General features: G+C 39.0%; 16 protein-coding genes. 10 read left to right on the top strand and 6 right to left on the bottom strand.

The features are described from left to right. The first annotated feature begins 12 nt into the window (after positions 1–12). From QNH48_RS27135 to QNH48_RS27120, 4 genes are all read left to right on the top strand, one after another. Entirely contained in the window at positions 13–1,200 is a 1,188-nt protein-coding gene (locus tag QNH48_RS27135) for an amidohydrolase (RefSeq protein WP_283955898.1), read from the top strand. Between the two features lie 298 nt (positions 1,201–1,498). After that, positions 1,499–2,269 carry a transporter substrate-binding domain-containing protein gene (locus QNH48_RS27130; RefSeq protein ID WP_283952780.1) on the top strand — a complete coding sequence of 257 codons (771 nt, stop codon included), beginning with the start codon at positions 1,499–1,501 and terminating at the stop codon, positions 2,267–2,269. A gap of 63 nt (positions 2,270–2,332) precedes the next feature. After that, positions 2,333–2,977, top strand: a complete 645-nt coding sequence (locus QNH48_RS27125; protein WP_283952779.1) for an amino acid ABC transporter permease — start codon at positions 2,333–2,335, stop codon at positions 2,975–2,977. After that, positions 2,974–3,702 carry an amino acid ABC transporter ATP-binding protein gene (locus QNH48_RS27120; protein WP_095246407.1) on the top strand — a complete coding sequence of 243 codons (729 nt, stop codon included), beginning with the start codon at positions 2,974–2,976 and terminating at the stop codon, positions 3,700–3,702. Before QNH48_RS27125 ends, QNH48_RS27120 begins: the two co-directional genes overlap by 4 nt. A 94-nt stretch (positions 3,703–3,796) precedes the next feature. Here the strand turns inward: QNH48_RS27120 and QNH48_RS27115 are convergent, their stop codons facing one another. From QNH48_RS27115 to QNH48_RS27105, 3 genes are all read right to left on the bottom strand, one after another. Continuing rightward, a complete protein-coding gene (locus QNH48_RS27115; protein ID WP_283952778.1) occupies positions 3,797–4,222 on the bottom strand; it encodes an HIT family protein in 426 nt (141 codons plus the stop codon). Positions 4,223–4,473: 251 nt separating this feature from the next. Beyond that, the gene (locus QNH48_RS27110) at positions 4,474–5,631 is read right to left on the bottom strand and encodes a pyridoxal-phosphate-dependent aminotransferase family protein (protein ID WP_283952777.1); all 1,158 of its coding nucleotides are present in this window, start codon (positions 5,629–5,631) and stop codon (positions 4,474–4,476) included. A 130-nt stretch (positions 5,632–5,761) separates the two neighbouring features. Further along, positions 5,762–7,456 (bottom strand): DUF2207 domain-containing protein, encoded by a 1,695-nt coding sequence (locus tag QNH48_RS27105; protein ID WP_283952776.1) that lies wholly within the window; start codon positions 7,454–7,456, stop codon positions 5,762–5,764. Between the two features lie 142 nt (positions 7,457–7,598). Between QNH48_RS27105 and QNH48_RS27100 the strand changes: the two genes are divergently transcribed. The 5 genes from QNH48_RS27100 (at position 7,599) to QNH48_RS27080 (ending at position 11,097) form a co-directional block, all read left to right on the top strand. Then, complete coding sequence (locus tag QNH48_RS27100; protein WP_283952775.1) at positions 7,599–8,378, top strand: hypothetical protein; 780 nt, start codon at positions 7,599–7,601, stop codon at positions 8,376–8,378. Further along, entirely contained in the window at positions 8,362–8,952 is a 591-nt protein-coding gene (locus QNH48_RS27095) for a hypothetical protein (RefSeq protein ID WP_283952774.1), read from the top strand. Before QNH48_RS27100 ends, QNH48_RS27095 begins: the two co-directional genes overlap by 17 nt. Positions 8,953–9,446: 494 nt before the next feature. Next, positions 9,447–9,833, top strand: a complete 387-nt coding sequence (locus QNH48_RS27090; RefSeq protein WP_283952773.1) for a hypothetical protein — start codon at positions 9,447–9,449, stop codon at positions 9,831–9,833. 116 nt (positions 9,834–9,949) lie between these two features. Continuing rightward, positions 9,950–10,435 carry a hypothetical protein gene (locus QNH48_RS27085; RefSeq protein ID WP_283952772.1) on the top strand — a complete coding sequence of 162 codons (486 nt, stop codon included), beginning with the start codon at positions 9,950–9,952 and terminating at the stop codon, positions 10,433–10,435. Between the two features lie 95 nt (positions 10,436–10,530). After that, positions 10,531–11,097 carry an LOG family protein gene (locus tag QNH48_RS27080; protein ID WP_283952771.1) on the top strand — a complete coding sequence of 189 codons (567 nt, stop codon included), beginning with the start codon at positions 10,531–10,533 and terminating at the stop codon, positions 11,095–11,097. A gap of 48 nt (positions 11,098–11,145) precedes the next feature. On the opposite strand, the gene QNH48_RS27075 is transcribed toward QNH48_RS27080, so the two are convergent. Then, a complete protein-coding gene (locus tag QNH48_RS27075; protein WP_283952770.1) occupies positions 11,146–11,412 on the bottom strand; it encodes a hypothetical protein in 267 nt (88 codons plus the stop codon). A 199-nt stretch (positions 11,413–11,611) separates the two neighbouring features. Between QNH48_RS27075 and QNH48_RS27070 the strand changes: the two genes are divergently transcribed. Further along, positions 11,612–12,439, top strand: a complete 828-nt coding sequence (locus QNH48_RS27070) for a DegV family protein (RefSeq protein ID WP_283952769.1) — start codon at positions 11,612–11,614, stop codon at positions 12,437–12,439. A gap of 247 nt (positions 12,440–12,686) precedes the next feature. Here QNH48_RS27070 and hxlB read toward each other — a convergent pair whose 3' ends face one another. Together hxlB and hxlA are read right to left on the bottom strand one after the other, a co-directional pair. Next, complete coding sequence (gene hxlB / locus QNH48_RS27065; protein ID WP_481858517.1) at positions 12,687–13,235, bottom strand: 6-phospho-3-hexuloisomerase; 549 nt, start codon at positions 13,233–13,235, stop codon at positions 12,687–12,689. Between the two features lie 2 nt (positions 13,236–13,237). Continuing rightward, positions 13,238–13,864 (bottom strand): 3-hexulose-6-phosphate synthase, encoded by a 627-nt coding sequence (hxlA, locus tag QNH48_RS27060; protein WP_283952767.1) that lies wholly within the window; start codon positions 13,862–13,864, stop codon positions 13,238–13,240. Between the last annotated feature and the right edge of the window lie 107 nt (positions 13,865–13,971).

Here is a 13,971-nt window from a genome sequence, read left to right as displayed (position 1 = left end):
GAGAAGAAAATGATGAAAAGCGATTTAATGGGTATGTTAGAATCACGTAAAGATGAAATAATTCAAATCCGCCGCCATTTACATGAAAATCCTGAAATCTCTTTTAAAGAGGAGAAAACGGCTCAGTACATTGCGGATTATTATAAAGGGAAAGATGTTGACATTCAAACGAATGTTGGGAATGGGTATGGGATTATCGTAACGATTAAAGGTGGAAAACCTGGAAAAACGATCGGTCTTCGTGCTGATTTTGATGCCCTTCCGATTGTAGAGGAAGCGGATGTGCCGTTTAAGTCAAAGAATGAAGGGGTCATGCATGCGTGCGGACATGACGGACATACAGCTTACTTGTTAGTTTTGGCGGATTGCCTAATCCAATTAAAAGATTCCATCCCAGGTACCATCAAAATCATTCACCAACATGCAGAAGAAGTTCCGCCAGGCGGAGCAAAAAGTATTGTCGAGTCTGGCTTGATTGACGATTTAGATGCGGTATATGGCATTCATTTGTTGCCGATGGGACCTGCAGGTACAGTAGGATATCATGCCGGCTATTCCTTCAATGGGAGAGCCTATATGAAATTGAAGGTTCAAGGAAGAGGTGGGCATGGTTCCTCTCCTCATCTAGCGAACGATGCCATTGTGGCTGCAGCACATTTTGTTACAGCAGCGCAAACCATTATCAGTCGCAGATTAAGTCCATTCGATGTGGGTGTGATTACGATCGGATCTTTTGATGGAAAAGGGACATTCAACGTGATCAAGGACAGCGTTGAACTTGAAGGTGATATTCGCTATATGACGGTAGAAACAAAAGAAACGATTGAGAAAGAAGTGAAGCGGATTGTAAGAGGAATTGAAGAGGAATTTGGCGTAACCTGTGAGCTTACGTATACTCCAGATTACCCGCCTTTATACAACGACCCTGAGCTTACGGCAATGGTTGCAGAGAGCTTGCGAAGCATGAATGATCCTGATATTAAAGAAGTGAAAGAATTTCCGGCGATGGCTCCATCCGAAGACTTTGCCTATTATGCTGAAAAATTCCCTGCCTGCTTCTTTTACATTGCCTGTACACCAAAAGGGGTAGAAAAGCCTTACTTCAATCATCATCCGAAATTTGATATCGATGAAGATGCACTCCTAGTAGCTGCGAAAGCAGTTGGTCAGGTTGTTTGCAGTTTTTATGAATTAAACTAAAAGAAAAAGGATGGTGCAACCTTGCGCCATCCTTTTTTAAATAACAGTGCTCCTTTTGTTTTTTCGATTCATTAGCGGTTGTAAGAAGATATACAAAGAATAATAATTTTTTGGCATATATTTATATTTGAGGGACTTAATTCCTAAGTTAACAGGAAAAAGGTAACCTATTTCTCTTTGAGTTTACTATATTTAAAGAATTTCCACTATTAAATCTATTTAGTTTTATGTTATATTGTAAAAGGAATTACTTATTACTACGATTATAGTAATAACTTAAATAAGGGGAGTGAATGAAATGAAAAAATTTGGCCTATTTACTTTGTTTTTGGTTCTTACTCTATTTATCGCGGCATGTGGGACCGCTAAAACAGCAAGTGAAAGTGGTAAAAGTGAAAAAGTATATAAAGTTGGTGTAGATACGACGTATCCTCCGTTCGAATTTAAAGAAGGAGACGAGTATAAGGGTATCGATATAGAATTAATTAATGCGATTGCGAAAAAAGAAGGGTTTAAAATCGAACTTTCTCCAATGGATTTCGGTGGAATAATCCCAGCAATGCAAGCCAACCAGCTTGACGTGGCTATTGCAGGAATGAGTATTACAGAAGATAGAAAAAAGATTGTAGATTTCTCAACGCCGTATTTTGACGCGGGATTAATCGTTGTTGTTAAAGATGATAATTCAGCGATTAAATCTGTTGATGACCTTAAAGGGAAAAAAGTTGCTGTTAAAAAAGGTACGTCAGGTGCGAAATATGCTGTAGATAATGCTTCAAAACTAGGAATTGAAATTGTTCAATTTAACGATAGTCCTGCGATGTTCCAAGAAGTATCTAATGGAAATGCAGATGCATTAATTGAAGATTACCCTGTTATCTCTTATGCGATTGCCCAGAAGGATCTAGGATTAAAACTTGTGGGAGATCGTTTAAATGGAGATCAATACGGAATTGCTGTATTGAAAGGTAAAAATCAGGATTTATTAGAAAAAATTAATAATGGACTTGCTGAGCTGAAAAAAGATGGAACGTATGATGAAATTTTAAAAACGTATCTTGGTGAATAAAAAATAATAGGATTAGGCGTGCTTAAAGCGAGCGCGTCTTCTTTTTGAAAGGGGATGAAAAAGGTGGATATTATTGTTTCTGCTTTGCCCTTATTATTAAAAGGGCTTCAAGTAACACTTTATATCTTTTTAATTGCTATATTACTAGGTTTTTTAATAGGTTTAGTGGTTGCCCTGCTGCGACTTGCACCCCTTAAGATCTTAAATTGGATCGCAAAGGCTTATGTAGACGCCATTCGAGGAACACCATTTATTGTACAATTGTTCTTTATCTATTTTGGTGTAAATTCACTTCAGGTCATTTCCTTAAACAGTACGACAGCCGGAATCATTACGGTTGCGATCAATGCAGGTGCCTATTTTTCTGAAATTATAAGGGCGGGTATTCAATCTATTGATAAGGGACAAACGGAAGCAGCAAGATCGATTGGATTTACAAGTGCACAAACAATGCGCTTTATCATTCTTCCGCAGGCTTTTAGAAGAATGCTCCCAACCATTACGAATCAATCGATCATCAGCCTAAAAGATACTTCGCTTTTATCCGTTATCGGTATTGCCGATTTAACACAGCAAGGGCAAATTCAAGCTTCAGCAACATTTGAAGCTTTTAAGATTTGGCTGGCTGTAGGTATTATTTACTTTATCATCATTTATTTGTTAACACTTCTTGCTAATTTCGTAGAGAGGAGGTTTCAACTTCGATGAGCATGATCACAGTGAAAAACTTAAGAAAATCATTTGGCAGCCTAGAGGTTTTAAAAGATATTAATGCAGAAGTGAAGGAAAAAGAGGTTATTTGTGTTATTGGTCCTTCTGGTTCAGGTAAGAGTACATTCCTTCGCTGCTTAAATCGCTTGGAAGAGATATCCGGGGGTCAGGTAGTCATTAATGGACATGATATTACGGACAAAAAAGTGGATCTTAACAAAGTTAGACAAGAGGTTGGAATGGTATTTCAACAATTTAATCTATTCCCTCATAAAACGGTTTTAGAAAACATCACGTTGGGACCGATTAAGATTCATTCTACAGAGAAAACAGAAGCGGAAAAACTAGCGCTTGATTTACTAGATAAAGTTGGACTAAGAGAAAAAGCAAATAGTTATCCGGGAGAACTCTCCGGTGGACAAAAACAACGGGTCGCAATCGCAAGGGCTCTTGCTATGAATCCGAAGATTATGCTTTTTGACGAGCCAACTTCTGCACTTGATCCTGAAATGGTCGGTGATGTTTTAGAAGTCATGAAACAACTTGCGATAGAAGGGATGACGATGGTCGTTGTTACCCATGAAATGGGCTTTGCAAGGGAAGTTGGAGACCGTGTTATTTTCATGGACGGCGGTTATATTGTGGAAGAAAATGAACCGAATGCGTTATTCGGCAACCCTCAGCATGAACGGACCAAGGCATTCTTAAGTAAGGTGCTTTAGGTATAATCCCCATCTGTAGGTATAAAAAGGATTGGGTTTCTCGCGCCTCACGGTGCAAGCAGCCCAATCCTTTTTTTTAGATACTTGTATATTACTACAGTGATTCTTTTATCGTTTCAATCATTTCCTTATATTGTTCTACTGTTAAGTATGTTTTTCCCGGGTTCATTTCAAAAGTGGAACCCCAATCTGCTTTTCCTTCGTATTTTGGCACAATGTGCATATGTAGGTGATGCATTTTATCACCATACGCCCCGTAATTAATTTTACCAGGTTGGAAAGCCTTGTCCACTGCTGCTGCAACCTTTTTCACATCGTTCATATAAGCCGCTAACTCCTGACTGTCCAGTTCGAATAGTTCCTTTACATGGTCCTTGTATACCACATTACATCTGCCAGTATAGGTCTGTTCTTTAAAAAGAAATACTGTAGATACCTCTAGCTCGCAAATTTCAATCATTATGTCGTCTCGTCTTTCATCCTTCATACAATACATACATTCTTTATTTAACTCCATCATGTTCATCCTCATCTGTTTATTGATTTTCAAACTACCTTTTATTTTACCCCTAGTTAGATTTAAAGTATTTGTCTCAAAGTGTCGAATTTAGAGTCATAACGCAGTTAATTTGATCTTTATCCATTGCTTTTCAAAAAACTGGATACCGTTTTATTAGCCTGGAGTGACCGAAGAGTGTTTATGGAAAGTATTTGGACATCATTTGTTGAAAAAAATAGAGACATGGTCACTTAAACCATGCCTCATTTGAATTATTTACTTTGTGCAGATAAGAAAACCTTTTGTGCTGCTAATACCCCTGATCCCGGTTCGAAGGAATATGAGAAATCTTGTAATCCGGCTTCTATAAGCGAAACGGCTTGAAGGATATCACTTGGGAAGCAATAGCCCATATGCCCAAATCTGAAAATCTTCCCTTGCAGGTGGCCAAGACCGCCAGCAAAATCGAGATGGTATTTCTCCTTTACATGACTGATGAACGGAGACAATTCTATTCCTTCTGGAGCACAAATAGCAGTAATAGTTGGTGATGCATACTCATCAGATGTTAACAGACCAATAGAGAGTGCCTTCATCGATTCACGGACCATATTTTTCATTAAATCATGTCTAGCCACGGTTTGTGCAAATCCGCCTTCCTCATCAATCAAATCACATACCGCGGAAAGTCCAAAGATCAATGAAATGGCAGGAGTGTTGGGTGTCATTCCTTTTGAAGCCCACTCACGATAGCTTAATAAATCCAAATAATAGGAAGGTGTATTCCTTTCCTCTATCACTTTCCACGCTCGTTCACTGACGCTTAAAAGTGCAAGTCCAGGTGGGAGCATCATCGCTTTTTGTGATCCGGTTACTAAAATATCAATTCCCCATTGATCCATCTCAGCAGGGGCCCCGCCCAGACAGCTAACTCCATCGACGATAAATAGAGCATCAGTATGTGTACGAACCACGTTAGCTAGTTTTTCAATTGGATTTAGGATACCTGTTGAGGTCTCATTATAGGTGGCAAACACGGCCTTTATATTGGATAAAGGTTTTAGAAACTGAATTAGATCTTCTTCTGTACAGGCCTCGCCCCAGCTTCTTTCAAGTTTATGTACCTTGAAACCATTTTTCTCACAAATCGAGACGAAATAATTACCAAAGGCGCCGACAGTGATGACTACTACCTCATCTCCAGGGGAAACTGAATTTACCGCGGCTGCTTCTAATGCTGCCGCTCCGCCAGATGGCAGTAGTAAAATATCTTGCTCCGTTCCGAAAATAGGTTTTACGCGGTTGGTTGTTTCTTGGTATAACCGTACAAACTCTTCAGTACGGTGACTAATCATGTCTTGGTTCATCGCCAGTTGAACTTTTTTAGGAATTGGGGTTGGTCCCGGGTGTCGTAAAATATTTGGATACATCTATTTCACTCCTTTTTTTATCTTGCATTTTTCATGACATCTCTTACTCTATAATATTATAGATTGGTGGAAAGTAACAACATTGGATATAAAAGACAAAGGCTTGAGATCAGCCTCAAGCTTTTGCCCTTTAGAAAGCACCGGAGCCCCCACCGCCGCCGCCTGTTCCGCCACCACCACCTGAACTGGAGCTGCTATCCCCGCTGCTGCTAGTTGACTGATAAGCCGACCGGAAACTTGAAGAAGTGTCTGGACCGATATAAATAATCGAGTAGAAGAGGGCAGTATCACCGTCATTATAGCTAGATGGGGTGAGTGCTTCTATTAGCTCATCGTTTTTCCGATACACTTCCTTACTGCTGATTCCAAGTCCATAAATGTAAGCACGCATTCGCTCGTCATCCGACCATTTCTCCCATTCTGCTTGTGGTGTTTCCTTAAAGCGAGCTTTAAACTGCCTCCATTCGTAAGCAATCTGGGCACCCTCCCAGGTCTTTGGCCGATAGACACAAGCGTAGAGGATAACCATAAAAAATAGTAGGAGTGCTGCGAAAAAGGACCCTAAGAGATCATAAATCGGGAAAAGGAACAGAAACGGCAGCAGCAATACACTTGAAAGACCAATCAGAAAACGATAGGTTGTTTTATTCTCATAAAGGGAATAACTATCCACTTCGTGCTTGATAGCGTCTCGCCATTGTGACTGAAATGAATGGAAGTTAGTATGATTTTTCTTATTCTTCGTATAAGAAGTTAAGTCGTTAAAGCTAAAGGTATGCTGACTGCCGATTTTATCAAAAAGCCATTCCATCAATACATTTTCATGCTTTAACGGGCTTTTTGACCTAACTCTGTTAAACATGTCATCAGCCGATTTAGTCACATAACCCTGGCGTACCAAATCTAGTAAACCAGCAGCCATCGCCTGCGGTTGAAGATAGTGATTGTTTGTAAAAAAAATCGTTGCCGGCAAACTCATGATTAGCTTTGGTACGGAATGAAACTGTGTACCTTCACGCATTAAATCATTGCGCCTTGACCGTGCGGACATCCAATCCCGAAGGAGTAACAGCAGAAAAATAATTGTAAAAGCAGGGATACCTACCGTGCTAATAGTTGAAAGTGTTTCCTTTGTTTTGGCATCGGCAGCAGCCTGCTCGATTAGTTCCTGCTCCGCCTTTAGAATGTCCTTTTTCATCGGTTTATCGGCTGTGGTTGGGGCTTTTGGAAAAAGTCCAGCAGGGTAGGCCACGCGGATATCGGCATTTGTATTACTAGGAACATACCCTAATTTAAAAAAGACGGACCCATCTTCCTGAATGCTTTCAGCAGTAAACGCCGCGTCATATCCAAAGGCAATGACATCCTCTGTTGGTACAGGAGGATGAACCGTAATTGAGAGATTCTCATAGGAGGATTCATTTCTATCATCAAAAAATGGCCAATAAAATTGCGCAACATCTTGATATACTTGTATTCCGTTTTTAACGGTGTAGTAGAGTGTTACCGTAATCGTTTCATCCTCACCTTTACGGTGGATTTTATAAAGGTCATCTTCTTTTTCAATTCGTAAATTCTTTCCGTTCTCGGTTGCAGTAAATTGGCGAATGGAAGCTCCCTTTTTCGGGATCACTTCACGGGTAATCCCGTTAAATTCACCATCAAACACATACGTATGCGTTTCTTCAACTTTTACATCTCCGTTGTTTTGCAAGTAAGCGTCCATTTTCACATTGGTAATCGAAAATTCCACAGCTAAGCTTTGATGGGGGAAAACGAACAACAATGCAGCCAATAGCAAGCTAGTAATCCACTTTTTTAGCATATGTGTGTCACCTTCTTTCCTATTAATAATTATACGAAGGAAAAGAGGGAAGGTTTCACAAAATTTTCCACCTAGGTGGAGCATGATACGGATATAATGGGAATGTAGTCCATTTAAAAATACTAGATAAAGGGGGCGGAATATGCTTGCGGAAATTCAAGGTAAAATTAGTCGTACCGGTTCAAATTTAACCGAGCGGTTGGAAGATAATTTGACTGGAAATGTGTTCGGTGTATTGCGTTACATTCCATTTTCGGCAGCGCTTGGTGAAGTACTGGCAAATGGTGTTTATCCAAAATCAGTGGGGGAGGAAATACGCGATATCCATAACGGCTTTTGGGCAGATTGTATTGATTTTTGGCCATATGATCGAGAGGGGGAGATTGATGCCCTGATTGAATTTGAAAATGTGATGATAGGGATTGAAGTAAAGTATACAAGTGGGCTTTCTTCAGATGATGAGGTTACGAATCATTTAGAGAAACAAAAAGCAGAAGAAATTTATAAAAGCATAAATCAGCTAGCCAGGGAATCTCGTATCGTTTCACGAAAAGGTCAAGATAAAAATAAGCTGCTGCTTTTTATTGCAGACCGGAAGTCATGTAAAGACGTATACGTGGACATTTCTGCGAGAGGAATCATAGAAAAAGATGTGGCATTCGGCTATATTTCATGGCAAGATATTTTGCTTCAATTAAAGAACTTACAAGTAGCAGATCCCTTTCATCAGGTTATGATTCAGGATATTATAGCACTTTTAACTAGAAAAGGATTTGAGGATTTTACACATATGCATATTGAGGCTCCACAGCCAATAAATGAACACGACTATTTTAAATTTTCTATGCAAAACAAGGTTAAATTAAGCTTTGAAACCACTCTATCAATAAGTGAGGGATTGTATTATGAGTTCGGCGGATAATATTCGAAATGCCTTTCATGTTGTCTATCATACATACGAAAATATACATAAATTAATGGATTATTGTAAAACTGTTGCTTCTGAGCAAAGTAATTATGTCAGCGTAGTAGATAAATTTCTGCGCTATAAATCGGATAATGACTTTTCTGGGTGGTTTATCCAAAATTTCATTCTATTGTTTCAGAATAAAGATGATATTGAATTGGAAAATGAGTGGCGCGATGGTCCGTTGTATGTCATGGAGCTTGAACTGTACAATGCTGATTTGGAGTTAGAAGAAAGCAAAGAGCTTCCATGTATTCGGTTATCAAAATTTGAATACGAAAGTTTGCAAGATTGGTCAAGTGGATGTTCTCCGGCTAATCATTGGAGATTCTATTATCCATTACGTAATGACGATATTATGGATATTCAAAAAGACGGGGATTATTTATACATTACACCGATCGATCAAGAAGCCAGTAACCGCTATTATTGGGGTGTAAATAAAATAACCAGCAAGCGTATTCCACTTACAGACATAACCGCTGATAATGTTGTAGAACTAGTTTTCAAAACATTTGATAGTTTATAAGGATTTAATGAGTTGTATGCAAATTTAAAGATTAAAACTAAAAAAGGGTTGGAAAGGTGTAGAGACTGAAACTCTGCACTTTTTTCTGTGGATTATCAACGAATTAGGTTTCGCTAAATCTATTAGGTAAAAAAAAAGATTCGGCCAGGTGCCGAATCAATAAAGAAAAAAAACAATAGGGGTCTTGAAAAAGATAGATAATAATAGTAATAGTCTTTCCTTTACCTGTAATTATCATACCTGCTAATTATGAAAAAACTATTAATAAAGGTATAAGTTTCTGTTACGATCAAGCTGTTATTGAAAAATGAAACTTTTAATGAATCAGTTTTTAGTAGAGAGTGTTGTTTGGATAACCCAATCTAGAGCCTTCCGTAAGCCTTGACGTTAAATATGGAATAATTTTAGTTAATAATAATAATATCTTTATAGGGTATTAGGTAGATAATGGTCCCTTTATGTTGACTGATATTACCTGAGAGGAGATGGTTGGAGTGAAGTTTTTACAAACAAAAGCTTGGATCCTTTTACTTCTCATACAAGTCCTCATGTTAATTATTAGTATTTCGGGCGAAAATGGACCCGTAGGTGAAGGTTCAGTTTTACACGCATATTTAACAAATGATCAAACCGATGCTGGAATTGAATTAAAGCTGCGTGGATCATTGGTCATAGGAATGGCTTTATTTGGTTTTGCCATTCTAACAAATGCCTATCGTAAAGGACTTCGTTGGTCTTGGTATGTATGCTGGGTATATCCGTTATACTTTATCCTCCATATTATTGGTTTTGGTACCTTCATGCCTGACATTATTTTTTTTATATTATCTTTAGCGGCACTATTTTTACCTTATAAAATCTTTTTTAAAGCAACTAGTTAACATAAAATTCGGTGCCTGTCACCCATCCACTTACCATATGTGTTATTTATGTTTATTTTTAGGACATAACATATAGGGTAACGAAGTTCATAAATTTTTAAAAAGGGGGTGTTGTGGTGGGTAAGGAGTTTTCGAATAAAGATTCTGTACGAATGGCGGTTATTTCCGGAGCCATCCTTGGAATTATCGGTATAGGGGTTATAACCCTTCCTGTTTTACTGGGTACATTGGTTCTTGTAGTAGCGGCGGCCGCTTTCGGTTTGTTTTGGTTTTATGGCACGGATACAACCGTTGTTTGTCACGATAATGGCTTCACGGTGAAGAAGGTGACCAAAGGTAAAGGGACGTCACACCATGAATACAGTTGGGGGGAGGTTACGGAAACAAGATACTATGATAATGAAAGTGAAGAAGATCATTTGCCTACTCGGCGCATACTTGTAAAGACAGCGAGCGGTCCTGTTTTTAATCTCTATGAGATGAAAGGCTTTGAGGAACTCATTTCGATTTTTAATCAAAAAACCAGCCATTTGCCATATGTTTGGGTGAAACCTAGAGAGAGGTCGAACATTTTTATGAAGAGAGAGCGCAGCTTTCTTTAGGAGACAGGAGGTCATACTTCCTGTTTCTTAAGTTTGTTTTACTTTCAAGCTTTGAATATAATCATAGTAAAACGGTAAACTTAGGAGGCGGCAGCATGAAACGAGTGGCGGTATATTGCGGTTCAAGTTTGGGTGCTTCAGAGGCTTATAAAATTGGAGCGATTCAATTAGGGAAAGAGCTTGCGAAACGGAATATTACCTTGGTTTATGGCGGTTCAAGTATCGGATTGATGGGTGCCGTCGCAGATACCGTGTTAAGTGAAGGCGGACATGCGATTGGTGTGATACCTAAGATTCTAGAGGAACGTGAAATCTCTCATAAGGGGTTAACGGAATTGATCACCGTCGATACCATGCATGAGCGAAAAGCAAAAATGGCCGAGTTAGTGGATGGATTTGTGGTTATGCCTGGCGGGACTGGAACGTTAGAAGAGTTTTTCGAAGTATTTACGTGGGGGCAAATCGGGCTGCATAAAAAGCCGTGCGGACTCCTCAATATCAATCATTATTACGACCCGCTGATTCGCTTGTTCGAGCATATGATTGATCAGAAGTTCCTGCAGGAAAAATTCGGTTCAATGGCGATTATTGAGGAAGAGCCAGCGGCCTTGCTCGATAAATTTCTAAACTATGAGGCCCCTTCGGTGAAAGCATTTGAATAAGAAGGAATGGGAAAAAGCAGTGGGTTTCACTGCTTTTATCATGTTTAATTATAGTAGTGGCTGAATGGATAAATATATACATATAGCTGCTGCAGTGAATAAGAGAATCGATACCACCCGGTTCATACGCAGCTTTATTCCAACAGCAGAAAAAAAGATGGCTGCCGCTAATTTGGAAAGGCTCTCATAAATAGGGGTATCTGAAAAATAGGAGCTGCTGAAGATGATGGAGGCAAGGAGAGATACAGAGATTAATAATCTAAACCACAATGGTCCTTTGAGAAAAAGCTGAATCATAAATTTAATTCGCTGCATACTGGAAAACCCCCTTCAAGAAAGCATATGGTGAATTTTTCAAAAGTATCCCTTCCATTTGGTGTGTATCAATATAAACTAGCACACCTTTTCATGACATGTCGCTTTAGGAGGAGGAAATCCCAAAGCATTTTTAAACAAAAAAACAATCCCGCTTGGTATAATTGGAATGAGTAAATTGTACTAGAGGTGGAAGTAAATGATTAAGATTATTTCTGATAGTTCTGCAGATTTACCAAAAGAATTACTAGATAAATATGATATTACGTTAGTGCCATTGACCGTAAGTATTGATGGTCGTGATTATTTAGAAAAAGTGGATCTTACCCCACAGGGTTTCTTCCATAAAATGTTTTCGACAGAGGTGCTACCGAAGACGTCACAGCCCGCGCCTGCTTCTTTTGCTAAAGCATTTTCCCAATTTGGTCCGGATTCGGAGGTCCTTTGTTTTACGATTTCGTCTGGGTTAAGTGGAACCTATCAATCTGCTTGTATCGGCAAAGATTTATCCGATGCAAAGGTTACTGTCTTTGATACGCTGGCCGGTTCACTTGGACATGGACTCCAAATTATTCGTGCAGCGGAACTTGCCAAACAAGGCTCGACAGTGGAAGAAATTGTTGCTGAACTATCTGAGTATCGTGAAAATATGAATATATTAGTGCTTTTAAATACTTTAGAGAATATTGTAAAAGGCGGGCGGTTGAGTAAATTTCAAGGCTCGCTGGCGAAAATCCTCAACATTAAGGTGCTGCTTGAGAGAGTAGAAGGCGGGAAAGTAGAAATATTTGAAAAGATACGTGGTAAAAAGAAGTTTCAAAAGAGGGTTCTTGATGTTATTGAAGAAAGAGGGACCGATTTTTCTACTGTTACTTTTGGAATCACCCACACTGGAAATGAAGAGGAAGTTGAAGCCTTGAAACAGGAAATCATCGAGAGATTTCATCCAAAAGATGTTATTGTGAATTACATGGGTGCTACGATGGGGACCTATGCTGGTAAAGATGGGATGATTATTTCCTTTTAAAAAAAGCTAGTGGTGATTTAAGCAAACCTTTGATCAGTATCCAATCTATCAAAAACTAGATTGTTTTTGACAGAATTTGCAACCAAGCCATATTGTATCCTCGACAAAAAATTTCCCGGAAAACTATTCAAAGTTCGTAATTCAAAAGGGTTTGCAGCTGTTTTAATTAAACGTTTAATTAAGGTGAAAAACTAGCAACTGTTGTCGAAAAAATAAGACCCATTGGAAATGGGTCTTTAAATTTGCCCTATTCTAAATTACTATGACGACCAAACGCAGCGTTGTGGTCAACTTGGGTAAGTGCGCTGTACTGAAGACATAGGGTGTCAAATACAATATGAGCACATTGATCAAATAGCGAACCAAGAGGCTGAATGGTTTTTAGTTCATTCTCACGGCGATATTTGGTTGCAGCTGGAACGTGTAGAATCGTGGTTGCAGCTGACGCTAATGGTGATTCAGGATTTGTGGTAATACCCACCACGGAACAGCCAAGTGAATTGGTTTTTTCCGCGGTCCAAGCGACGTTCTTGGTTGTACCTGAGCCGGAAATGGCTACTAAAAGATCGCCTTCTTCGATGGAAGGGGTGATGGTTTCACCTACAACATAAACGGTTGCTCCTAAGTGCATTAAGCGCATCGCAAACGATTTTGCCATCAAGCCAGAACGTCCTTCACCAATGACAAATATACGCTTAGCATTTTGCAATTGGACTGCAATATTTTGTAGTTGGTTTTCTTCTATTTGGCTTAACACTGTTTCTATTTCTTTTATTATAGTAGGAATGAGTAACATGATTATTTTGCCTCCACACATTTAAATTTTGCCGCAGCTTCTGCTGGATTCTCTGCCTTTGTGATAGCTGAACCAATAATTAGCACAGATGGATTGAGCGTTTTTTGTAAGGATTCCAATGACTCCAAGGTAATTCCGCCTGCAGCCGCAATGGTCATGCCGGGTTCGTAGTTGTTGCTACTTTCAGAACCATGATTAGAGGCACCAAGCTCCTCCTGCTGATCCTTACTCACATGCTCACAAAATACAGCATTCTTGTATTTCATTAAATCCTTTTTTTGCTGCTCAGATGTATTTAATAAATCAATCATGACTGTTTTGTTGTATCGTTCGGCGATTTCCATACATACATCAATGGTTACCAGGGGAGACACACCCATAACGGTAGCTACATCCGCTCCAGCATCAAAACACATTTCAAATTCATATCGGGCATTATCAATCGTTTTGATATCGGCAACTATCGTTTTAGCAGGGAAGGCTTGTTTCATTTCTCTAACACTAGCCATTCCAAACTCCTTGATTAATGAGGTCCCGACCTCAATCCAATCAATCGAATCCGCAACTTTTTTTGTTAATTCTATCGCTTCATTTATTTCCATTCGATCTAAAGCAAGTTGTATTTTCATCGTCTAAACCCCTTTTCCGGCAGTTAGATAAACCGGTTTACTAAATCGGTTTATGAATGATTATACTTCATTTGTAAGCGTTCTTCAATAAAGAATTCATTCATATA

The organism is Neobacillus sp. YX16, from assembly GCF_030123505.1.
In the GTDB taxonomy this organism is placed as follows: Bacteria; Bacillota; Bacilli; order Bacillales; family Cytobacillaceae; genus Neobacillus.
The sequence above is the reverse complement of the archived record's forward strand: the minus strand, read 5'-3'. Positions and strand labels throughout refer to the sequence as shown.

Coding starts and splice junctions, on each gene's coding strand:
- QNH48_RS27135 (WP_283955898.1), top strand. CDS start 13: ATGAAAAGCGATTTAATGGGTATGTTAGAATCACGTAAAGATGAAATA.
- QNH48_RS27130 (WP_283952780.1), top strand. CDS start 1,499: ATGAAAAAATTTGGCCTATTTACTTTGTTTTTGGTTCTTACTCTATTT.
- QNH48_RS27120 (WP_095246407.1), top strand. CDS start 2,974: ATGAGCATGATCACAGTGAAAAACTTAAGAAAATCATTTGGCAGCCTA.
- QNH48_RS27115 (WP_283952778.1), bottom strand. CDS start 4,222: ATGATGGAGTTAAATAAAGAATGTATGTATTGTATGAAGGATGAAAGA.
- QNH48_RS27110 (WP_283952777.1), bottom strand. CDS start 5,631: ATGTATCCAAATATTTTACGACACCCGGGACCAACCCCAATTCCTAAA.
- QNH48_RS27105 (WP_283952776.1), bottom strand. CDS start 7,456: ATGCTAAAAAAGTGGATTACTAGCTTGCTATTGGCTGCATTGTTGTTC.
- QNH48_RS27100 (WP_283952775.1), top strand. CDS start 7,599: ATGCTTGCGGAAATTCAAGGTAAAATTAGTCGTACCGGTTCAAATTTA.
- QNH48_RS27095 (WP_283952774.1), top strand. CDS start 8,362: ATGAGTTCGGCGGATAATATTCGAAATGCCTTTCATGTTGTCTATCAT.
- QNH48_RS27080 (WP_283952771.1), top strand. CDS start 10,531: ATGAAACGAGTGGCGGTATATTGCGGTTCAAGTTTGGGTGCTTCAGAG.
- QNH48_RS27075 (WP_283952770.1), bottom strand. CDS start 11,412: ATGCAGCGAATTAAATTTATGATTCAGCTTTTTCTCAAAGGACCATTG.
- QNH48_RS27070 (WP_283952769.1), top strand. CDS start 11,612: ATGATTAAGATTATTTCTGATAGTTCTGCAGATTTACCAAAAGAATTA.
- hxlB (WP_481858517.1), bottom strand. CDS start 13,235: ATGTTACTCATTCCTACTATAATAAAAGAAATAGAAACAGTGTTAAGC.
- hxlA (WP_283952767.1), bottom strand. CDS start 13,864: ATGAAAATACAACTTGCTTTAGATCGAATGGAAATAAATGAAGCGATA.